The 21,414-nt window shown below is 38.2% G+C and carries 28 protein-coding genes; 15 read left to right on the top strand and 13 right to left on the bottom strand.

The features are described from left to right. Positions 1 to 431 precede the first annotated feature (431 nt). The 3 genes from ABDD95_RS23840 to ABDD95_RS23830 are packed head-to-tail and all read left to right on the top strand — an operon-like array spanning position 432 to position 2,499. Positions 432 to 923, top strand: a complete 492-nt coding sequence (locus ABDD95_RS23840) for a hypothetical protein (RefSeq protein ID WP_345952191.1) — start codon at positions 432 to 434, stop codon at positions 921 to 923. Between the two features lie 41 nt (positions 924 to 964). Next, positions 965 to 1,405, top strand: coding sequence for a nuclear transport factor 2 family protein (locus ABDD95_RS23835; protein ID WP_345952190.1), 441 nt, complete (start codon positions 965 to 967; stop codon positions 1,403 to 1,405). Positions 1,406 to 1,455: 50 nt separating this feature from the next. Further along, on the top strand, positions 1,456 to 2,499 hold the full coding sequence (locus ABDD95_RS23830) for an aldo/keto reductase (RefSeq protein WP_345952189.1): 1,044 nt from the start codon (positions 1,456 to 1,458) through the stop codon (positions 2,497 to 2,499). 39 nt (positions 2,500 to 2,538) lie between these two features. Here ABDD95_RS23830 and ABDD95_RS23825 read toward each other — a convergent pair whose 3' ends face one another. The 4 genes from ABDD95_RS23825 to ABDD95_RS23810 form a co-directional block, all read right to left on the bottom strand. Then, a complete protein-coding gene (locus ABDD95_RS23825) occupies positions 2,539 to 2,940 on the bottom strand; it encodes a helix-turn-helix domain-containing protein (protein ID WP_345952188.1) in 402 nt (133 codons plus the stop codon). A 293-nt stretch (positions 2,941 to 3,233) separates the two neighbouring features. Beyond that, positions 3,234 to 4,133, bottom strand: a complete 900-nt coding sequence (locus tag ABDD95_RS23820) for a DMT family transporter (RefSeq protein WP_345952187.1) — start codon at positions 4,131 to 4,133, stop codon at positions 3,234 to 3,236. 35 nt (positions 4,134 to 4,168) lie between these two features. Next, the gene (dapB, locus tag ABDD95_RS23815) at positions 4,169 to 4,975 is read right to left on the bottom strand and encodes a 4-hydroxy-tetrahydrodipicolinate reductase (protein WP_345952186.1); all 807 of its coding nucleotides are present in this window, start codon (positions 4,973 to 4,975) and stop codon (positions 4,169 to 4,171) included. Then, entirely contained in the window at positions 4,972 to 5,469 is a 498-nt protein-coding gene (locus ABDD95_RS23810; RefSeq protein WP_345952185.1) for a helix-turn-helix domain-containing protein, read from the bottom strand. The genes dapB and ABDD95_RS23810 overlap by 4 nt, the downstream gene beginning before the upstream one ends. Before the next feature lie 275 nt (positions 5,470 to 5,744). Between ABDD95_RS23810 and ABDD95_RS23805 the strand changes: the two genes are divergently transcribed. The 11 genes from ABDD95_RS23805 to ABDD95_RS23755 all read left to right on the top strand — a co-directional run bounded on the left by ABDD95_RS23805 (position 5,745) and on the right by ABDD95_RS23755 (position 16,191). Further along, entirely contained in the window at positions 5,745 to 6,377 is a 633-nt protein-coding gene (locus ABDD95_RS23805; protein ID WP_345952184.1) for a TetR family transcriptional regulator, read from the top strand. 55 nt (positions 6,378 to 6,432) lie between these two features. Continuing rightward, positions 6,433 to 7,746 (top strand): TolC family protein, encoded by a 1,314-nt coding sequence (locus ABDD95_RS23800; RefSeq protein ID WP_345952183.1) that lies wholly within the window; start codon positions 6,433 to 6,435, stop codon positions 7,744 to 7,746. An 18-nt stretch (positions 7,747 to 7,764) separates the two neighbouring features. Then, entirely contained in the window at positions 7,765 to 8,697 is a 933-nt protein-coding gene (locus ABDD95_RS23795) for an HlyD family efflux transporter periplasmic adaptor subunit (protein WP_345952182.1), read from the top strand. A gap of 18 nt (positions 8,698 to 8,715) precedes the next feature. Further along, complete coding sequence (locus tag ABDD95_RS23790) at positions 8,716 to 9,312, top strand: glutathione peroxidase (RefSeq protein WP_345952181.1); 597 nt, start codon at positions 8,716 to 8,718, stop codon at positions 9,310 to 9,312. 5 nt (positions 9,313 to 9,317) lie between these two features. Further along, positions 9,318 to 10,286 carry an ABC transporter ATP-binding protein gene (locus tag ABDD95_RS23785; RefSeq protein ID WP_345952180.1) on the top strand — a complete coding sequence of 323 codons (969 nt, stop codon included), beginning with the start codon at positions 9,318 to 9,320 and terminating at the stop codon, positions 10,284 to 10,286. Beyond that, on the top strand, positions 10,267 to 11,010 hold the full coding sequence (locus ABDD95_RS23780; protein WP_345952179.1) for an ABC transporter ATP-binding protein: 744 nt from the start codon (positions 10,267 to 10,269) through the stop codon (positions 11,008 to 11,010). Before ABDD95_RS23785 ends, ABDD95_RS23780 begins: the two co-directional genes overlap by 20 nt. Further along, on the top strand, positions 11,011 to 12,117 hold the full coding sequence (locus ABDD95_RS23775) for an ABC transporter permease (protein ID WP_345952178.1): 1,107 nt from the start codon (positions 11,011 to 11,013) through the stop codon (positions 12,115 to 12,117). After that, positions 12,114 to 13,235, top strand: coding sequence for an ABC transporter permease (locus ABDD95_RS23770; RefSeq protein WP_345952177.1), 1,122 nt, complete (start codon positions 12,114 to 12,116; stop codon positions 13,233 to 13,235). Before ABDD95_RS23775 ends, ABDD95_RS23770 begins: the two co-directional genes overlap by 4 nt. Positions 13,236 to 13,237: 2 nt before the next feature. Continuing rightward, entirely contained in the window at positions 13,238 to 14,080 is an 843-nt protein-coding gene (locus ABDD95_RS23765) for a phospholipase A (RefSeq protein ID WP_345952176.1), read from the top strand. Positions 14,081 to 14,164: 84 nt separating this feature from the next. Beyond that, a complete protein-coding gene (locus tag ABDD95_RS23760; RefSeq protein ID WP_345952175.1) occupies positions 14,165 to 15,691 on the top strand; it encodes an FAD-dependent oxidoreductase in 1,527 nt (508 codons plus the stop codon). A gap of 140 nt (positions 15,692 to 15,831) precedes the next feature. Next, positions 15,832 to 16,191 carry a response regulator gene (locus ABDD95_RS23755; RefSeq protein ID WP_345952174.1) on the top strand — a complete coding sequence of 120 codons (360 nt, stop codon included), beginning with the start codon at positions 15,832 to 15,834 and terminating at the stop codon, positions 16,189 to 16,191. Positions 16,192 to 16,237: 46 nt separating this feature from the next. On the opposite strand, the gene ABDD95_RS23750 is transcribed toward ABDD95_RS23755, so the two are convergent. The 9 genes from ABDD95_RS23750 to ABDD95_RS23710 form a co-directional block, all read right to left on the bottom strand. Continuing rightward, entirely contained in the window at positions 16,238 to 17,011 is a 774-nt protein-coding gene (locus tag ABDD95_RS23750) for a hypothetical protein (RefSeq protein ID WP_345952173.1), read from the bottom strand. A 190-nt stretch (positions 17,012 to 17,201) separates the two neighbouring features. After that, the gene (locus ABDD95_RS23745) at positions 17,202 to 17,783 is read right to left on the bottom strand and encodes a hypothetical protein (protein WP_345952172.1); all 582 of its coding nucleotides are present in this window, start codon (positions 17,781 to 17,783) and stop codon (positions 17,202 to 17,204) included. Between the two features lie 25 nt (positions 17,784 to 17,808). Continuing rightward, the gene (locus tag ABDD95_RS23740; protein ID WP_345952171.1) at positions 17,809 to 18,501 is read right to left on the bottom strand and encodes a hypothetical protein; all 693 of its coding nucleotides are present in this window, start codon (positions 18,499 to 18,501) and stop codon (positions 17,809 to 17,811) included. Positions 18,502 to 18,646: 145 nt separating this feature from the next. Then, positions 18,647 to 19,444 carry a Fic family protein gene (locus ABDD95_RS23735; RefSeq protein ID WP_345952170.1) on the bottom strand — a complete coding sequence of 266 codons (798 nt, stop codon included), beginning with the start codon at positions 19,442 to 19,444 and terminating at the stop codon, positions 18,647 to 18,649. A 26-nt stretch (positions 19,445 to 19,470) separates the two neighbouring features. Continuing rightward, complete coding sequence (locus ABDD95_RS23730; RefSeq protein ID WP_345952169.1) at positions 19,471 to 19,710, bottom strand: hypothetical protein; 240 nt, start codon at positions 19,708 to 19,710, stop codon at positions 19,471 to 19,473. Between the two features lie 245 nt (positions 19,711 to 19,955). Next, positions 19,956 to 20,129 (bottom strand): hypothetical protein, encoded by a 174-nt coding sequence (locus ABDD95_RS23725; protein ID WP_345952168.1) that lies wholly within the window; start codon positions 20,127 to 20,129, stop codon positions 19,956 to 19,958. Between the two features lie 9 nt (positions 20,130 to 20,138). Continuing rightward, positions 20,139 to 20,333: a hypothetical protein gene (locus ABDD95_RS23720; RefSeq protein ID WP_345952167.1), complete on the bottom strand. Its 195-nt coding sequence runs from the start codon at positions 20,331 to 20,333 to the stop codon at positions 20,139 to 20,141. A gap of 42 nt (positions 20,334 to 20,375) precedes the next feature. Further along, on the bottom strand, positions 20,376 to 20,636 hold the full coding sequence (locus ABDD95_RS23715) for a hypothetical protein (RefSeq protein ID WP_345952166.1): 261 nt from the start codon (positions 20,634 to 20,636) through the stop codon (positions 20,376 to 20,378). Between the two features lie 52 nt (positions 20,637 to 20,688). Next, on the bottom strand, positions 20,689 to 20,937 hold the full coding sequence (locus ABDD95_RS23710) for a hypothetical protein (RefSeq protein ID WP_345952165.1): 249 nt from the start codon (positions 20,935 to 20,937) through the stop codon (positions 20,689 to 20,691). Positions 20,938 to 21,112: 175 nt separating this feature from the next. On the opposite strand from ABDD95_RS23710, the gene ABDD95_RS23705 reads away from it, so the two are divergent. After that, a complete protein-coding gene (locus ABDD95_RS23705; RefSeq protein ID WP_345952164.1) occupies positions 21,113 to 21,334 on the top strand; it encodes a hypothetical protein in 222 nt (73 codons plus the stop codon). Positions 21,335 to 21,414: the final 80 nt, after the last annotated feature.

Genomic DNA, 21,414 nt, shown 5'->3' with positions numbered 1-21,414 from the left:
TTTGTAATCCAAATTATCAAAAACTCATCATCAAAAACGAAAATTCTGATTTGAATAATGGAATGGGTTTATGATAATCAGCAAAAAGAAAAAGAGATATTTAATGGTTATCTGGAACGGTTTACTTTGCTTAAAGGCATCGGCATTTGCTCAGAATCGACTATCAAGTAATGAGGGAATAATGATAAGGTGGGATATAATAAAGTGCTGATCATTTAATAGCAGACAAGGTATAAACTCATATGTCCTTTCTGAAAGCATATTCCTTAACATATCGAAATCGTCCATTAATCAATGCTTTGTCTTTCTGCTACTTACATATTTATTACCTCATAACCTTTAGGTAACGACTAACAAATTGTAATTAAATATATTCTAGTTTTGCTGACGAAAAGAATAATAGATCTCAAAGGATTGTAAAAAGGTAATACATGGAGCTTGATAAAATAATAGATGAAATAATATTAGACATTTACCCACATATGCCTTCTTCAGGCGCATGGCCATTTACAATGATCAAAACAGACCGTAATAAATTTTTCGGCCTGAAGATGGACAAAACTTTATTCGCTCCGTTCCAGTTGCTTGTGCTTATACGGACTGACTTCAATGGAAAGGATCTTCTGGATTATGTAAAAAAGTCTAAGGAATATAAAACTATTGATGCCGCCATGAAAAATGGTTTTCTTGAAAAATACAACAAGGTCATTTGCGATGAGCATAAATTTCATCAATGGGCAGATAAAACGACTAGTCTTGCAATAGGACTGGTTGCCCAGACGGCTCTGCAAAAGGGGCTACAAATTATACCCATAGAAACAGACCTTTCAATCTTAGATGCTAACATTGGACTTCGAACGAAAAATCTTCAGGCTTACCAATTATTCGACATCTACCAGATCGACCCATCATTTCTAGCATAATTAAATAAGTTGCAACTCACAGAATCTTAACATATAAAATCATGACATTAGAAATTTTAACAAGCAAAGGGGAACTAAGGGACTTAATAGATGCGTATGCTTATTTAAGCGATGAAAAAAAGATCTCAGAAGTAATGGACCTTTTCACCCCGGATATCATCTATAAAGTTTATATGGGTGACTTTCTGGCGGCAAATGTTTCAGGCAGAGAAACAATGGAAAAAGAATTCAATGGCCATGCCTCTTTGGTCAAAACGTATTTTACACTGAATGGTCAGCATACAGTACAAATAGATGGTGACACCGCGACAGGCATTTCTTTTTCACAGATTAAGATGATCAGGGAAACCGAAGGCAAAGATATACTGACAGATTATAGTGTTAAATATGATGACAAGTACGTGCACCAAAATGGAAAATGGTTGATAAAGGAACGTACCGGCTACTTTATAATTGTAGAGGAAAGACCCCTTGGAAAATAGGAATACCCAAGAAATGAACATCTCTTTTTTTATTATTAAATATCAAAACTATGAACTATAAATTCTTAGGCCGGAATACAGGTTTGCCTATTGGAGAATTTGCACTTGGCACTGCCATGTTCGGAGAAACATGGGATTATGCAACGCAAACAAAAGAAGCAGGTCGCATCATTGATTTATTTGTCGAACATGGTGGCAACCTCTTAGATACCGCAGATACTTACCAGTCCGGTGAATCGGAAGTTGTTTTAGGCAAAGTTATTGGATCAAAGAGGAATGACCTTGTGATAACTACGAAATTTACTAGAGGTGTATTACAGGGACAAGGCTTGGGTTCATTGGGAAACCACAGAAAGAATATGGTACAATCTGTCGAGGCCAGCCTTAAGCGGCTCAACACGGACAGAATAGATCTTTTCTTTGTTCACCAGGATGATTTCTTTACACCCATGGAAGAAATCGTCCGTGGTTTAGACGATCTTGTAAGAGCTGGAAAAATCGTGTATGGCGGCCTTTCAAACTTTCCCGCGTGGCGGGTATCTTCATCGTCAACCATGGCCGATCTCCGTGGCTGGTCTGCAATAGCAGCCATTGAGGTGGAATATAGCCTGTTACAACGTGACACCGAACGGGAATTATTGCCAATGGCAGATGCCTTGGGACTAGGCGTATTGGCATGGTCACCTTTAGCGGGCGGTCTTCTAACAGGAAAATACCGTAAGGGAGAGAGCGGGAGAGCTACACTTATACCAGGGGGTATCCCCTATCATGCAGAGTCCACAACGGATGCTCTTTTAGACGAACTCTTTTCGGTTGCAGATAGTATAGATAGTAAACCTGAACTCGTAGCGATTGCCTGGCTGCGTGAAAAGGGAGTTGTTCCAGTGCTTGGAGTAAGAACATTTGAGCAGCTTGAAAATAACCTGAAAGTGTCTGAGGTAAAATTAACAAGTGAACACATGCAAAAATTGGATGATGCAGGTGCTTTCAAATTAGGCTATCCCCATGATTTCAATGCTTCTGTCGAAAACAGGGATGTCCTCACTGGTGGCAAGGGCGATAGGATTCAAAAACCCAATCACATAGTTGGATAATCCATTAGAGCGAATAAAGTAGGTATATTTAAAGCTAACCTACTTTATTGGTTTTTTATTAGGACTTGAAGATCTTTCATTTTTGATCTTTTCCCTGTGCTGTATCCCCCATTCGGTCATAGCGCCAACGACCTTTTCAAGTGTTCGGCTATAGGGATGTAACTGATAATCAATTGTGACCGGATATCCAGGATCGACCTTTCTTACTATAAATCCGTTCATTTCCAGCTCCTTTAGTTCGCTTGACAATACCCTTGCCGAAATACCCGTAACTTGCTTTTGGAGTTCAGTAAACCTGTTATTTCCTCGTGCCATAGCAATAATAATCATCAGCTTCCATTTGCCACCAATGGCATATAATGCATCTGATACTGCATTCAGAACCTTGTTGCATTCATCGGTGAATTCTTTATTGACTATGTGCTCTTCGGTATGTTCCATAAAATGATTTTAAGTTATCTAATAACCTTTAGGAAACAGGTATCAAATTGTAAGCAAATCTAACTATTATTATTAAGTAATGAATTGGACAAGGAGGAACTTTATTGTGATTTAATGAAGTTCTAGATAAAGTAGATAATAACCACTTGTTTATCAAAAAACGGTGGAATAATGGAGAATACAAGATTTGTCGCAAAAACTAAAATTTATCTTTTTGCCGTAAAGCTTTAATTAAGATCAGATCTACCAGGACCGTCTTTTAAAGGAGAGGATTTAATAATTATACTATTAAATCAGGATGACGATGAATTCTGTAAGTTGTTCTTCAATTTGTTCTGTTTTACAAAGTTCATCCAGATAATTGCCGAAAGCATTACTGTCATGCCTACAAGTTGCTTGGTGGAAATGTTCTCACTTAAAATTAAATGGGCAGCTAGGATAGCTATCGGAAGTTCAACAGTCATTAAAAGTCCACTTGTCGGTGCCCCAATCCTAGGCATGCCAATTGCAAATAAAACGGGTGGCAGGATTGTACCAAAAAGTGCTAGGAACAATCCCCATCCTAATAGTTCCATTCCAAAATGGTTTTCAGATACCAACGTACCGAAGTTGACCAATAAAATAGAAGTTGCAGATCCTGTCATGACCCAGGCACTTTTATTTTTCCAATTAATCTGTTTTCCAAACCTGCTATTAGTAACGATATATATGGCATAAATTAAAGAAGCTGCAGAAACATATAAAATTCCTAATATAGGAAGTGTAACATTCTGCTGAATTGCCAACCCACTCGCAAACATTGTTCCCAATAGAATAATAATGGTTATGGTAACTTCTAATACAGTTGGTCGTTTTTTGAAAATGACCCATTCAATAAGCAAACTCAACCAGGTAAACTGCATCAATATTACAATAGAAACGGAAGCCGGAATGTACTTGACAGATACATAATATAAAAAGGTCGAAATACCAATTGCAGCACCAGTAAAAAGCAACTTAGGAAGTTCAATCTTTTTAACACTGTTTTTTTTTGAAAGACAGACAATTACCCATAGAACAATTGCTCCAAAAAATGCCTGGATGAAAGAAATCTCAGCGGCATTAAACCCACGATTGTAAGCTAGCTTTACAAAGGATGTGAGTATACCAAAGCTCATGGCTCCACCCAAAACCATTAATGTATATTTATTCATATATAGCCCCTTAGCTAGAATGGTTTAATCGTATTTTATAATTTTAAATCCATTACTGAATCAAGCCCTCTTTTAAAGCCTTTGAAAGAGCTTACTTTCTCAATCGCAATTAGTGCGCCTCTCACGTAAGGCTCTGCACTCGCACCAGAATCATGTCTTATGGTCAATTTTTCATCCTTCAATCCAAAAATGGCTTCAATGGATATAACATGTCCTGGAAGTCTGATGGAATGCACTTGCACTCCGTCCAGATCAGCGCCTCGACTTGCTGTCTCTCCAACCAATTCGTCTTCGGAAACATGAACATTCGGTCTTTGTTTTTCAGATAAACGATGTGCTAATTCTCTCGCCGTACCGCTTGGAGAATCGATTTTGTCTTCATGAGCATAGTCAAGAATTTCGAAATTCGGGATATAATTGGCTGCGATCTCCGCAAATTTTTGCAGCAGGACAACAGTAATTGCAAAATTTCCTACAGCTAATACAGAAGCATTATTTTCTTTAGTGGCTTTTGCAATTTCTAAGTAGTCATCAGCAATCAATCCTGACGTTCCTATAACTACGCTTTTTCCTTTTTTTATAGCTGCTGCTATATTGATTTTAGCCGCCTTCGGTTTGGTATACTCTACAAGAACATCAAACTCGATCTCACTAAGAGCTGTCTCAATATTATCAAAAATAGGGATATGTCCTGTGCCTAAATCAAGAAGTTCTGCCAGATTCTTGCCTGCATGTGTACGGGATAGCACACCTGTTAATTCCATATCGGGGTGGTTAACCACCCCTTTGCTTAGTTCGGAGCCGGCCCAGCCCGTTCCTCCCGCTATGAATACTTTAATCATGATGTCTTTTTGGTTTTCAAGTTTTTTAACGTTCTATCTTTATAGCTACTCTCTTTAAACTTTTGCTCGATATTACCCAAAGCAGTTAAAAATTCGGGGCTGTCTTCTAAAACTTCTTTCATGGTTTGAATACATGCTTCCCAATACTCTTCCAATAATGGAAATGCATCATATGCTTTGGCAGAAAGAGTCAGAATCTGTTTTCGGGAATCTATATCATCTGTTTTAGCCACTACATATCCCTTCTGCTTCATATTACTGAGGATTTTTATGATAGCAGGATGTGATAACTGTACACGATCTGATATTTCTGTAATATTCAATGCCTTATGTTCTTTTAGCAGTAAAAAAACAAGGTGCCAGTTGGGTTCAATATCTACTCCTACAGATTTATAGAAATCCTTAGTGCTATATAAAAGCACGTCACTAAGTCTTTTCAGTCTGCTGGTTAACCCTGCATATTTGATCTCCGATAAAAAGTCGTTTTTAACCATAAAAATATATAACTGATTACACAAATATACAAATAAATGTATAACGAGTTATATATTCACTGCTTTACTTTTAGAGTTTTCTGATGAGTGGGAAGAAGCATTCATTGGAGAGCCCTATTAAAAAACGGTCTTTTCCTGAGATATCCATATTATTCCTAAATCCTTACTGCGCTTAAATCTTTTGCACCTCACGCAAAGATATTAAAAAGGAAAATTTGAACAATGTTTAAAACAGTTGTTCAAATATTAAAAAAATGTTTTTACCTTTGCTGAAGATGAATAACTCGGACATAAAAGTTGGCAAAAAAATGAAGGACTCTTCTACCGAAGACAAAATCCTCATTGCAGCGAGGAAAATTTTTACACAAAGGGGATACGAAGGTACCAAGTTGAGAGATATCGCTGCTGAGGCTGATATCAATTTATCTCTAGTCAATTATTATTTCCGAAGTAAGGAAAAGTTATTTGAGCAAATTATGACTGAGAATATTAATAGCTTATTTGACAAAGTTTTTCCAGTCCTAAATGATGAAAAAACGTCTCTGGAAGATAAATTTTCCTTTATTGCAGAGCATTACATATCCCTTTTATTAGAAAACCCTGATCTTCCTAAGTTTATTGTTAGTGAACTCTTGTCCGGCTCAAATAAGATACCTGCAATTGTCTCAAAGCGTGAAAAAGTATTAAATTCATCCTTCGTAAAACAAATGTTCAGCTTAGTAGAAAAAAGCAAGAAAACAGTGCATCCGGTAAATATTTTAATGAATTTATTAGCTCTAATTATTTTTCCATTTCAAGTACAGAATGTTATTTCCCTACTTGGCATCCAAAGAGAAGAATTTATAGAGATTATGGAAGACCGTAAAAAAATGATCCCTATATGGCTTAATGCTATTGTAGCAAGCTAAAATTTTTTTGGCCTAAAGTTGAACAACTTTTTAAAACAAGTTTATAAACACACGGATGGAAATTGAACAACATTTTAAAACAAAAAAACAATTCACCAGTATGCGAAACTATATTTTAATACCACTTATCATTTTAATTACACATTTTAAAGGAGAAGCGCAGGAAAAATTAACTTTGGAGGATTGCTACCAACTTTCGAGATCAAATTACCCTGCCGTTCAAAAGCTGGATCTAATCAGCAAATCTGCGCAATTCACGTTAGAGAACGCAAATAAACGTTATCTCCCCCAGGTATCTTTCTCCGGACAGGCATCTTATCAGTCTCAGACAATCAGCTTTCCGCAAGCGTTAAGTGCCAATCCAAGTTCAACATTCCCTACAATCAGTAAGGACCAATATAAGATCCAAGGTGACATCAATCAGACCATATTTGACGGCGGCACCATCCATTATGAAAAAGAGGTTACCAAGGCAAATGCAGAACTTCAAAAACAGAATGTAGAAATTAGTTTGTATGCATTAAAGGATAGGATTAATAGTATTTTCTTTTCCATTTTGTTGATTGATGCTCAACTAAAACAAAATGAGCTCAGTAGAGCTAATCTGCGAACTCAGGCGCAAAAAACCCAAGCATCTTATAACAATGGGGTAGCATTCAAAAGCAACGTAGATGAGTTGAACGCCGAAGTCTCTAGCAGCGATATGAGCAGCATCGAATTTGCTGCAAATAGAACAGCCTATCTAAAAATGTTGTCACTACTTATTGGCAAAGAAATAACTTCTTCACAGCAACTGGTAATGCCAACATCGGTAATGACACCAGGTGAAATCAATCGTCCAGAACTAAAAGCATATGAGCTACAAAAGTCCGTTTATGACGCACAGGAAAAACAATTGAGGTCATCCTATCTGCCCCAATTTAGTGCTTTTTTTCAGGGCGCCTATGGCAGACCAACCCTAAATATTATTGAAAATCAATTTGGCTCCTGGTACGTTACCGGCCTGCGCATGAGCTGGTCGCTTGGAAGTCTTTATACCTTAGGTAATCAAAAGAAAGTTTTAGGTCTAAATCGCCGGTCGGTTGAGGCGGATCAGCAAACGTTTTTGCTAAATACTAAGCTTGATATCACTCAGCAGGATGAGCAGGTGAATAAGTATACCGAGCTGATCCGTGAAGACGAAAAAGCGGTAGCACTTAGGGAATCTGTTACCAGGTCTGCACAGGCACAACTGGCAAATGGCGTGATCACTACACATGAATATATCCAGCAAGTTAATGCAGAAAACGCGGCAAAAGAAAATTTGCTGATGCACCGCATCCAGCTATTACAGGCACAATATACTAGAAAAACTAAATCAGGAAATTAAAATCAGAATCAAACAGATATGAAATCATTAACATTACTTGTTTCCGCGGCTATACTTTTAAGTTCGTGCAGTCATAAAGACGACTTTGACGCTTCTGGTAATTTTGAAGCGGATGAAGTGATTGTTTCTGCTCAGCAGAACGGGCAGTTGCTATCCTTTATTGCAGAAGAAGGCAAAATGCTGAAAGCCGGTGATAAAGTAGGCCAGATTGACGTGAAGACTGCTGTGCTTCAAAAAGAACAAACCGAAGCATCCATTGCTGCATTAAAAGAAAAAACCACCAATCCCCAAGATCAGGCCGAACTGGTCAGGCGACAACTTGCTGTGCAGGAGGCACAACTTGATCAACAATTACGGGAGCGTGAACGTACAGCTAACCTAGTAAAAGCGGATGCTGCCACCCGCAAACAGTTGGATGATGCGAATTCCGCAGTAGATCAATTACGCAGAAATATCAGTGTGACCCGCCAGCAACTTAAATTAAACACCTCCAACATTTCAACCCAAAATCGTAGTGTCCTGAGCGAGAAAGCACCATTGGAGAAATCAGCAGCACAATATCAGGAACAGATCAACAAAGGTCAAGTTATCAATCCGCTTACCGGTGTGGTACTTGTTAAATATGCCTTGCCTGGAGAGATAGAGACAATAGGTAAACCCCTTTATAAAATCGCTAATACAGACACACTTACGTTAAGGGCTTACGTTACCGGCACACAGTTACCAGTTATCAAAAATGGGCAGCATGTAACCGTGCGCATCGACCAGGGTGAAAAGAATTATAAAAACTATGAAGGCAGGATAACCTGGATCTCTGATAAATCGGAATTTTCCCCAAAAACCATCCAGACAAAAGATGAGCGGGCCAACCTGGTTTATGCTATTAAAGTACGGGTCAAAAATGATGGTTATCTGAAAATAGGCATGTACGGAGAACTTCTATTTAAATAGTGCATATATATAAAGCATATGGGATCATTCAAACAAAAAATAGCACGGTATCTATATCCCCTGATTCTAAGACTTGGACGAAATGGAAAAAACGGAACAGTTCTAATTAATGAAAGAAAAATACCGGCAAAAAAACCATTTCCCTTAGATCAGGTAACATTGATTAACGGTAGCAAACCAGACATCCTATCCTATTCTGGGAAAATGATCCTGATTGTCAATACAGCTTCAAACTGTGGCTATACGGGACAATATGCCGAGCTGCAGACCTTACATGAAAAATTTAGCCAAAATCTTGTCATCGTTGGTTTTCCTTCCAATGATTTTAAAGAACAGGAAAAGGCAAATGATCAGGAAATTGCCCAGTTCTGCCAGATTAATTATGGAGTTACTTTCCCAATAGTAAAAAAAACTACGGTAATAAAAAATAATGGTCAGCATCCAGTCTACGAATGGCTTACCAAGAGTACATTAAATGGCTGGAATGATCATGCACCTGACTGGAACTTTGGTAAATATCTGATCGATGATAAGGGAAATTTGACCCACTATTTTGGCCCTTCAATTTCTCCCTTAGATCATGTTTTTGTAAATGCAATTGACCTAAAAAAATAAATGGAATGGCTAGTATCGAATTAAAAAATATCAGCATTACCTACAATAAGGGCGAAGTGAAAGCGGTAAACGATGTTTCTTTTGAGGTACAACAAGGTGAACTGTTTGGCCTGATCGGCCCTGATGGTGCTGGCAAGACATCAATTTTTCGCATTCTTACGACATTGCTGCTGGCTGACAGCGGATCGGCATCCGTTGAAGGTTCAGATGTCGTTAAGGACTACCAGCACATCAGGAATAAGGTAGGCTACATGCCAGGTCGCTTTTCATTGTACCAGGATCTGACCGTGCAAGAAAACCTTAATTTTTTCGCTACGCTGTTTGGAACAACCATTGAGGCAAATTATGACTTGATCAAAGACATTTACGATCAGATCAAGCCTTTCAGCGACAGGCGGGCAGGCAAGCTTTCTGGTGGTATGAAGCAAAAGCTGGCTCTGTGCTGCGCGCTCATCCATAAGCCTACCGTGCTGTTCCTAGATGAACCGACAACGGGTGTAGATGTAGTATCCCGTAAGGAATTCTGGGAAATGCTGGCCAAATTAAAGCAGCAGAACATTAGCATTCTGGTATCAACTCCCTATATGGACGAAGCCAAACTTTGCGACCGAATCGCGCTGATCCAAGACGGAAAACTGATGTCCGTTGACAAGCCGGAAAATATCGTAAAAAGCTTTCCCAAAATTCTGTTTGCGGTCAAAGCAGATAACATCTACGCTTTATTGCAGGGACTAAGGAATGATCCCCAGGTAGAGAGTTGCTATGCCTTTGGCGAGTTTATGCACGTCACCCTTATAAGCGATGGAAGCGAGCTGGAAAGCGTGAAAAAGATTGCCGCGCAGTATGAGAGTGACGGCTTGGAAGTAAAACAAATTATACCAACCATTGAAGATAGTTTTATCCGCATGATGAGAGAACAACATGGTGTTGAAGATACGATTAAACCTGTAGCAGATGAGCGAAAAGGCAATTGAGTGCAAAGAACTGAGCAAACAGTTCGGGGATTTTAAAGCCGTGGACCAGATCACCTTTGATGTTGATCAGGGTGAAATATTTGGTTTTCTCGGCGCAAACGGAGCTGGCAAAACCACTGCGATGCGTATGCTATGTGGCCTGTCCTATCCGACATCAGGTGAGGCTCGGGTAGCAGGGTTTGACGTGTACAAGCAGCAGGAACAGATCAAAAAAAATATTGGCTATATGAGCCAAAAATTCTCACTATATGATAACCTCACGATCCTGGAAAATATTGAGTTCTATGGTGGGGTTTACGGGGTATCCCGGCCTGACATCAAAATCCGAAGCAATGAACTTGTGGCTACCCTGGGACTTGAAAAAGAGGCAAAAAAGCTGGTGGGTGAACTGCCGCTTGGCTGGAAGCAAAAACTGGCATTTTCAGTTGCAATCTTCCACCGGCCTAAGATAGTTTTTCTGGATGAACCTACAGGTGGGGTCGATCCGGTTACCCGGCGACAATTTTGGGATATGATCTACGCTGCCGCGGCAACGGGAATAACCATATTTGTGACTACGCATTATATGGATGAGGCAGAATACTGCAACCGCATTACGGTTATGGTCGATGGAAAGGTCGAAGCTCTGGATACCCCTACAAAGCTAAAAGCACAATTTCACACCAATTCCATGGACGACGTTTTTTACGAACTGGCACGACGTGCCAAAAGATCAGGAGATTAGATGAAACAATTACTGGTATTTATAAGAAAGGAATTCTACCATGTATTCCGCGACCGCCGTACACTGTTGATCCTGTTTGGGATGCCGGTTGCGCAAATTTTGCTGTTCGGTTTTGCATTGAGTAGTGAAGTAAAGAATATTGGTATCACGGTACTCGACAATGCGCATGATATCAATTCAGAGCAGATCGTAAACAAGGTGATTACAAGCAGTTACTTTAAAATGCAGGCACCTGCCCGTAGCTATACAGATATCGAACGGATGTTTAAAGAAGGCAGCGTTAGATGCGCTTTGATTTTCCCTCCCAATTTTGGTTCCAACCTATATCATACCGGAAAAGGCCAGGTACAGATTATAGCTGACGCAGCCGACCCTAATACTGCAACAACCGTTACCAATTATCTAACTGCTATTATAGGGAACTACCAGCAACAATTAAATCCAGGTGCAAATGTTCCCTACCAGATCATTCCCGAAATTCGCCAGCTTTACAATGAAGAACAAAATGGCTCACTAAATTTTATACCAGGGGTAATCGCGTTGATTTTTATGATCGTAAGTACTGCCTTAACATCAGTGGCTGTTGTACGTGAAAAAGAACTGGGTACTATGGAAATCCTACTTGTATCACCGTTCAAGCCTATTATGGTTCTTGTCGCAAAGGCAGTACCCTACCTTGCCTTATCATTGATAAATCTGGTTATAATTTTATTAATGTCGGTTTTCTTGTTGGATGTACAGATCAAAGGTAGCCTCATACTGCTATTCGCAGAAAGTATATTATTCATTATTACCTGTTTATCACTTGGACTTTTAATATCCAATGTCACTAACTCCCAGCAAACGGCCATGCTTATTTCAATGATGGGATTGATGCTTCCTACGATGTTGCTTACCGGTTTTATGTTCCCCTTAGAGAATATGCCCTGGATCTTCCAGGCAGTATCGCGTATAATACCATCAAGGTATTATTATATTATTATAAAGGCTGTTATGCTAAAAGGGCTTGGCTTCAGTTACGTGTGGAAGGAAACACTGATCCTGATCGGGATGACAGGCGCTCTGTTAGGTCTCGCTTTAAAAAACTTTAAGATCCGCTTATCATGAAGACATTAAGATTTATCCTGCAAAAAGAATTTAGGCAAATCTCCCGGGACAAGACCATACTGGCAATGATGTTTTTTATGCCTGTCTTTCAGCTTATCATTATGCCCTTAGCAGCTAATTTTGAGGTAAAGAACATCAATGTAGCTTATGTCGATCACGACCATAGCAGCTATTCACGTGAACTCATAAATAAGGTAGCCTCTTCGGGTTACTTCCGTATCATAGATGCACCTTTATCTTATCAAAGTGGTTTAAATTTGATTGAAGATGGTACTGCGGACGTAGTGCTGGAAATTCCCGCAGACTTTGAGCGGAACCTCGTCAGGGAAGGCAGTCAGAAAGTGAACCTTTCAGTCGATGCAATTAATGGTACCAAATCAGCTATTGGAGGCGGTTACCTACTGGCGGTGATCGCGGACTTTAATACCAGCCTTGATGTAAATATCAAAACGCCCAGCGGTACAATAGCTCCTATGCAAACTATTACTGTAACAAGCAAGAACTGGTTTAATCCGCGTGCAGAATATAAATATTATATGGTGCCAGGCATATTAGTGCTCCTACTAACCCTAATTGGCGGTTTTATAACTGCTCTTAACATTGTACGGGAGAAAGAGATCGGCACCATTGAACAGATCAATGTGACACCTATTAAAAAGTGGGAATTTATTGTAGGTAAATTGGTGCCATTCTGGATAGTGGGCATGATTGTATTTACGCTGGGATTGATCGTGATGTATGTGGTCTATGGCATCTTCCCAGCAGGCAGTTTACTGGTATTATATCTGTTTGCAGCAGTATACCTGATTGCCCTGCTCGGTTTGGGACTACTGATCTCCACTTTTGCCGATACCCAGTTACAGGCAATGTTTATCGCATTTTTTTTCATGATGGTCTTTATGCTGATGAGTGGCCTTTTCACCAGTACCGATAGTATGCCTGGCTGGGCAAAGCAGTTGTCCAACTTCACGCCGGTCACACATTTTATTACAGTTGTAAGGCTGATTGTTCTTAAAGGTAGCGGAATGGCAGAGGTTAAGTGGGAGTTTCTGTATTTGATCGCATTTGCTATTGGACTGAATTCCCTGGCAATTTTGAACTACAAAAAGACAAATTAGGTATGAATCGTATTCATTTAATTTACATACAGCTATCTCGGCTGACGCTCGTAATTTTCGTAATGTGTGTTTCATTTGGAGCGGATGCCCAATCTTTGATAACCAAAGATTCTGTAACACTTATCTTAAGCAAATCACCTGCATTTTCCATTTACAAAGACAATTACCTACTTACAGGAACAGCTTTAAATGAAAAACCTTCGAAATATAATTCAGATGTGAAGTTTCAATTTAGCTTCAAACAAAGGCTTTTAAACAAACCGCTGGTCGCAGGAGCCTACTTTTATCTAACCTATACCCAAAAATCATTTTGGGATATCTACCGATCATCCAGCCCATTTGAGGAAACAAATTATAATCCCGCTCTGCAATTAATTCGGCCTATTTTTAAAAATAGTTCTTTTATCGGTGTTTTCTCTTTAAGTCTTGAACATGAATCTAATGGCCGTGATAGTATCAACTCGCGGAGTTGGAATTATGCAGGCCTAACTTATGCGCATATCTTTTCACCTTATGTCACAGGTTCATTAAAAGTTATTCTACCATTTGCAATTGATGATAATCCGGATATCGCCCGTTATGTCGGTTATACGGAAGCCCAATTTAGCTGGACAATTAAAAAGGATAAACTTCTATTGGACGTTCTGGGGAGGAAGGGTTCCAGGTGGGATACAAAAGGAAGTCTGATGACCGGTATAAGCTTTAAACCTCGTAAAAATGCAAACCAATATCTTATGCTCCAATGGTGGCAGGGATATGCAGAAAGCTTAATCGATTATAGAATTAGCCGAAGCATGCTCCGCTTTGGTATTGTGATCAAACCTACACTCCTTCGCTTTTATTAAAATTCATCTGACCAACATGCAAGATATTAAGACATCATTTGGTTTTGAGTAAACAATAATAATAATCAACTTAAATAAATAGATATGGCACAAACAGAAGTTTTGATAATCGGCGCAGGGCCAACAGGCCTGGCGCTTGCAATATGGTTAACCAAACAAGGCACAAAGGTGCGGATAATCGATAAAAGCAGCGGACCTGGTGAAACCTCTCGTGCCATGGCAGTTCAGGCACGCACTTTGGAGTTTTATCGTCAGCTTGACATGGCTGATGAAGTGGTTGAGGCCGGGTATAAAACCCCGGCGATGAATATGTGGGCACGTGGAAAACGTCAGGCCCAGATTAAATTGCTGGATGCCGGAGGTGATATTTCACCTTACCCCTTCGTACTTGTCTATCCTCAGGATCGCCACGAAAAGACACTGGTGGAGCGACTAAAGTCTCTCGGAGTTGAAGTCGAGCGGCAGATAGAATTCATGTCATTTGAAGATAAAGGAGATCATGTTACCGCTGTTTTGAAGCATAAAGATGGTCAGGAAGAAACCTGCAAAGCTAAATATCTTGCAGCGTGTGATGGCGCACGTTCACCGATCCGTCATCAGATCGGCAGTGGCTTTGAAGGTGGCACATATAAGCAATTATTTTATGTTGCAGATGTTACAGCCAGCGGGGTTGAACCTGCGGGCGAAGCCCAGATTGCCTTTGATAAGTCTGAATTTGTTCTATTGATGCCTTATACATCAACCAATCAATACCGGATAATCGGTATAGTCCGTGATGAACGTGCAGAGCATCCTGAAAACTTGACATTCGAAGATGTAGGACATGAAGCAATTGACGGTTTACATATTAACATCGAAAAGGTAAACTGGTTTTCTACTTATAGGGTTCATCATCGCGTCACAGATCATTTCCGTAGTGGTCGTGCATTTTTGCTTGGCGATGCAGCGCACGTACACAGTCCTGCAGGCGGCCAGGGTATGAATACCGGGATCATGGATGCGATTAACCTTGCGTGGAAACTTACAGCTGTTTTAAAAGGAGAAGCAGCCGAGAGTTTGCTTGACAGTTATGAACAGGAACGTCAGGCATTCGCTCATAAATTGGTGGAGACGACAGATCGTTTATTTACTTTTGCTACTGCCGAAGGTGGTTTCGCAGATTTTGTGAGAAATCGTATTGCGCCCATTTTTATCAGTGTAGCCTATAGAATTGAAAACGTACGTGAATATATGTTTCGAATCGTTTCGCAGACCACCCTCAGTTATCATGAAAGCCGCTTAAGTTCTGGAAAAGCGGGTAACGTTCAGGGCGGTGATCGGCTTCCATGGGCACCAGTTTCAGGCGCAGACAATTATGAGTCTCTTAAACAAATCTGCTGGCAGGTGCATATTTATGGAGAGGCAAATTCCGATCTAAAAGCTTGGTGTGATCAAAGAAACATTCCACTTCATATCTTTGCCTGGGATGATTTACATCACAAAGCTGGTCTGGAAAAAAACGCAATTTACTTGCTTCGACCAGATACTTATGTTGCTTTGGCAGATTCGTTGGGATCAGTGGAGGTTCTTGATAAATATTTTAGAGAGCGCGAAATTACTTTGAATGTATAAACCAATTCAAAGACTTTAAAGAGCGTTGTTCTACTAAGCAAAGGCAGGTATACAATACTGCCTTTGCTTTATCCAAATTGGTATTATAAATAATATTTTATTCAATTCCTGAGTTACATTTACACCCAAAAAGCTTATCTATGAAAAAAAAAGTGTTAGTGATTGATAAAGACCCTGCAATTATCGATGTAATCACTTTTATGCTAAAAGATGAAGGTTATGATTTCTTAGTTTCTCAAAAGCCTTTTGATCTTCAAGAAGTCAAAGATTATCAACCTGCACTTATTTTATTACATAATGGCTTGAACAATGAGGGTTCGCTAATTTGCAAGTCAATCAAAGGTAACCTTGACACGAAGCACGTTCCAATTATCATGAGTTCAACTCGTAATGACTTACCTCAAATAGCGGAAGAAAGCTTCGCTGAGGCTCACATACAAAAACCATTTGACATTGAAGACTTTTTATTATTAATTAGGGAAACGATCATTCTTTCTTAAAGTACTACAGGTGAAACAGACGGAACCAGAGTATAAATGAATCCTATTAATCTATTTTGGTTTGACTTCCATAATCTAATAAATCTATATGGACTGAGGTTGACTTATATTTTCCTGATTTCATACTTTCTATAAAATCTTCTTTAGATATGCCGAACGCACTGGAGATATAATGAAAATGCGCTTGGCCATCCTTCCAATTTTCTTTTCCGCCAATACTATTATATGTTATAAAAAAGCAGTGCCATAGATCATCATTTTCAAAGAAATGGGAAACGATCACCTTTCGATGCTCAATAACATTTTTTAGTTCGCCATCACTAAGATCTGTTTCGCCTACCTTATCAATAGAACCGTCTTCTTTCATCCGAAACATTTTTGGCAGTTTCTTCCCTTCCAATCCTGCCGGTAAATTTTCAAATAAATACTTACTGTATAGTAATCCGAAATCAGAATACGATTTAAAAATGAGCGACATGAGTTCGTCTGGATTAAATTTGATACCTTTTAATAATCTTATTTGGTCTTTTTTGCGACTTGTCTTTAGTAGCACTAATAAACTACCATCCACCTCTGTCTTTTCAAATGCTTCAAAAAGCTCTTCCAAACCCACTTTAGCATTCTTTATATAAAAATCTCTGCTCACCATTGATGCTAAAAATGGGTCTTTAGCACTTAATAAGTCATGCAAAACAATAGCTCTTTTTTCGAGTTCAGCGGATTTATAAAATTCAATTGGATTGACTTTCTCTACTTTATCAGTTGAAAAAACACGAGTAAAGCCCTGTCCATTTTCGTCAAATATTTTTTCTGTATGCATGTGATGATTGTTTAGCGGTCGAAATACTATAATAGGTTATTGCCATCGATATTTTTAAAATTTAATCATTGTTAAATTTATAAGCATTATACTGATCGTAGCTTTGACTTTTGTTTTTAAAAGCATCCCATTAACAGCATACGGTCGAAATGTTATAATGGTGAATTTGTCTTTAATAATAAGCTGGCATCTAAACACTTTCAGAAATGGTAACTTCGTCAACGATAAAGGTTCTTACTGGGTTGTCTTTAAACATATCCTTAAGCTGTGGGTTCCATTGATATTTATCATCGGCTAACTGATCATTCCAAACTTTCAGCGTATCGTTTAAAAAATCTTGAAGCTTTCTTACGTAAACCTGAAAAACTGAATAATCTACTTCTATAGCAAAATCATCTGCTACACCCTTTTCCCAAATATAACCTTCCATTGTTTTAAAAAAACCTGCGACTGACTGGATATAAATATCTCTGCTGTACATTTGCTCGTCACCTGGGCCACCTTCCATGCCAATTAAAAAACCTGTTGTGACCTCCCTGTCTAACCCTTCAAATTGATAAGTCAACTTCACGATGTAAGCCCAGTCGTAAAAAGAGGAACACACTTCAATTTTACGATAATTGAATGTCCGGGTTAGTGATGGCCGTTCTTCATAAAGATGCCCTGCTAATCTATCTAAGTTGGTATCATTAAAAAGGAAATCAACCAACTCAACTATTTCCTGATTGGAAAAGCTGAATATATCCCTGCACCGAAAATTTGTAGTTCCCATGATTTATATGTTAAGGTTTATAAATTTAGAATTTAATTAACGCATTTGTTCTATACTCACGCAATTGTGCATGTGTAATGCCTGGTATATTTGCAAGCGCATGAAATTCTTTAATTTCTCTTTCATCAGTATTCCACTGAAAAGGATATTGATATTTTTCTCCGCTCAATGTAACCGTTAAAAGTATTGGTGCTCTCTTTAGATCGGCAGAGGTCAATGAGGCAATCCGCTCACAAATCTTATTAAACTCTTTGCTGCTGCTGTCGGTGGTATGATAAGCTATGTCGTACTTTGCCAATTGCCTTCCCCTAAAATCGTTCCTTGGTTTAGTCTTTTTCTCTTTAACTTTTTTTCTTTTGATAACTAAATCTACGGGTAGCATGGCCTCGAGATATTCAGGATATTGCTTTAAAATTTCCTGCATACTGAATAAGCCCCACTTCTTAAATGTCCTGCGAACAAAGTTTTTACGCTTAGTATATTGGATTTGGTTAACACGGCTTATAGCACGTTCTAAGGTTAATTTGAAAGGCTTTTCACTTTCCTTTGAATGGATGGCAGCACGAACAATAACCTTTACTATAGGGGTTATTTCGTAGTCTAAAACGCTAAATAGGTCTGCCCAGGAATACCTACCAAGATTATAGGTAAATTCTTCAATTAAGTCCTGCGCCGTAAGGTTCGGTAATTGTATGGGTTCAACTGCTAACTGTACCATATTGTAATATTTTATATAAAGATACAAAGATATCTTTATATTTTGATATCAAAAGGTAAGTTTTTTTATTTGTTTTTAGGGGATAGTTTGATATAATGATATTTTAATATCATTATATTTTCATATCATTATATTTTGATATCATTTAAAACATAAGTGTAAATCCCCTGCCCTTTTTTGGCTTATCAATTTCTTCAAACCTGCTGATCTCAGTTTCTAGCAGTTTTGCATATTCCTTGCTCATAAAATCCCTAAAAAATTTGATATCCTTTTTCTCGAGCGATTCGTTTAGGGCAGTAATGTAACTGGGCTTCGATTCATTATGTACAACTGCAAGAGGCAAACCATAAAAAGCCTGTACATAGTTCATTAGTAATCTCGATGTTCTACCATTACCATCATACCAAGGGTGAATGTTTACAAGATTATAATGAGCATCAAAAGAAAGATTGATCTGCTCGGATTGTTTTAAAGGCTTTTTCATTAAATCCCTCATTTTACCAATCATATCGTCTAACAGGGGAACTACCTTATTATAGTTAGGAAAGTAAGTGCTTCCCGCCTGAACATTACCCAACCGTAATTCACCTTTTGTTGCATCCACTGTGCCCAACATGGTATTGTAAACTTGACCAGTGTTTCTTATGACAAGCGAATTAATTTCTTTTAATAATTCTAAGGATATCGGCCTTTTCTCTCTGGCCTCTTTTAAGGTAAATAACAAAGCTGCATAATGGTCGGTAGCCATGAGGGTATCATGTAGAGCTTTATTGTTTGGTGTCAAACCATCTTCCAGTAAAACCCTTGTTTCAAGTTCTGTTAAGGTAGAACCCTCAATTTTAGTGGAGTGGTGAACAATGGAAATTAGGTTGAATTTCTCATGGTCTACAACATCGGCTATGCCTAATGCATTATATTTATCTATTAATTTTACTAAGTCCATGAGTTCTAAATATAATTATTAAACCATTATTTCATTGTTTTTCTTTTCTTAAGGATATCATCCATGATTTTCTGATCTCGTTGCTCTTCGGTTTCCCTATTAGATTTCTTTACTGCAACGGTATCCTTTTTAACAGTATCTACCTTGATTGATGTATCAACCGATGAAACTGTATCTGTACCGTTTTCTCCTGCTGCTTTTTGATCATTGCTGCAAGAAGCTAAAAGTATGATTGCTGATAGTAAGGCGATAAGCGATGTTTTCATAATAATAGATTTTAGTATATAACAAAGGTATCCATTAATACTTCATCAGGCAAAAAGGTAACCAATAACTCCTTTTTACTATCAGTTTGGTTTAACCAGGTTCGCTGCAGCCAAATGAAATGCTATCAAAATCAGCTGAGGATCTTCGAGCCGGCTTAAAAAAATGCTATCATTTAACTGGGGGCGCTTCCCTGATCTGCGGATGCTCCGGTCTTACTATGATAGCAAAGTACTTACTTTCTTAATCAAATAAATTGGTTTGGAAGGGTCGATTTAAATACATATTTTTGGTCAAACCTACTAATCACTAATGTTGAAGAACTATTCAAGTCGTCAATCTCAAGTACTTCACCCAGGTTAATTAGGTAATCTCCAATTTCAATATCAGTAAACGCTACCTCGATAATTTCTTTATTCATTCTGTTTATTTAAATGGTTGCAACAAATTCAGATATATCAATCAAAAAATCATTATTCTTAATAACATGCGCTTTTAAAATCTTAAATTGAATATCGGGACTTAACTCGCCTTTGAGAATTTCTAACGCCTTGTATACGTTTTCTCCTTTCATTTCCAACCTACCGAAATGCTCTACTTCAAATACATATTTTTCGTCGTCCATGATCTTTGTATTTTGATATTTATATATAATGATATCAGTATATCACTTTAATATTTCCTTTAACTCTTGGCATTCCCTTGAATTTTCGAACTTGGTTTTCGGCATTACAGCTAATAAAAAAATGGTAGCAAGTAACGTGAGAACGAAAAGTACCATTTCAAAAGTGTCATAATGTTGCCGTAGTTTATAGAATAGGGCAAGAGATATAAAAGCATTCCAGGCTACCCATTTCCAACGCTCGAAATAATAACTCCTTTTGGCCTTTTTGTAAAGTGGATGGTTTTGCAATTCATGTTCTTTCATAAAATAAAATTTAAATGATATATTGATATCTATGTATCAATATGTAATTATATCAACTTGTTAATTTGGTAAGCTGCGATAATCCGCTAAGAATATCCAAACTGGCAGACCTGTAATCTGCGGTTTTCTGCCTAAGCTGCTGGCGTTCCTGCTTTAGTTCTGCAACCTCTTTTTCCAATGCAAGGCATTTTTGGGCAGCAAATAATAATGCTTTGGTTGCGACTGGTATATCGTACTTTTTCTTAAGTTCTTCGATTAATTGATCGTCACTTTCTGTTGTTCTTACTGTTAATACGCTCATGATAATTAGATTAGTGGTTAACGTCAACCAAAGATATAAATATATCTTGATATATTGATATCTTTATATAAAAATATTATCCTTTTTCTTGTTTAACTGGCATATCTTTTGTAACTTTATATAAAGATACTTTGATATAATTATATCACTATTTATTCACTTAAAGCAATAGGTTATGACTGGGTTCGGAAAATTCTTAGTGGCTACAATAGTTAGCTTCTTTTTGATGATAGGTGCTTTAGGTTCAGATCATCCTACCTTTTTAATTGCGCTTGCATTGTTGGTATGGATAATATTTGCCTGGTCTATCGGTTCAGGTTCTTCCAAAAGGAACCGGGAAAGAGAAGAACAGATAAAGCTGTTTAATTCATTTATAAAATCGAAAGATAAATTTTAATAATAATCAATCCGGTAAGGCAGAGAAGCCATATTTACCAGTTTACAGCCTATTTTTCAATAAGGGTGCATAAAATTCAT

The organism is Mucilaginibacter sp. PAMB04274 (genome assembly GCF_039634385.2).
Lineage (GTDB): Bacteria > Bacteroidota > Bacteroidia > Sphingobacteriales > Sphingobacteriaceae > Mucilaginibacter.
Note: the sequence above shows the minus strand (reverse complement) of the source record. Positions and strands in the feature narration are given on the sequence as shown.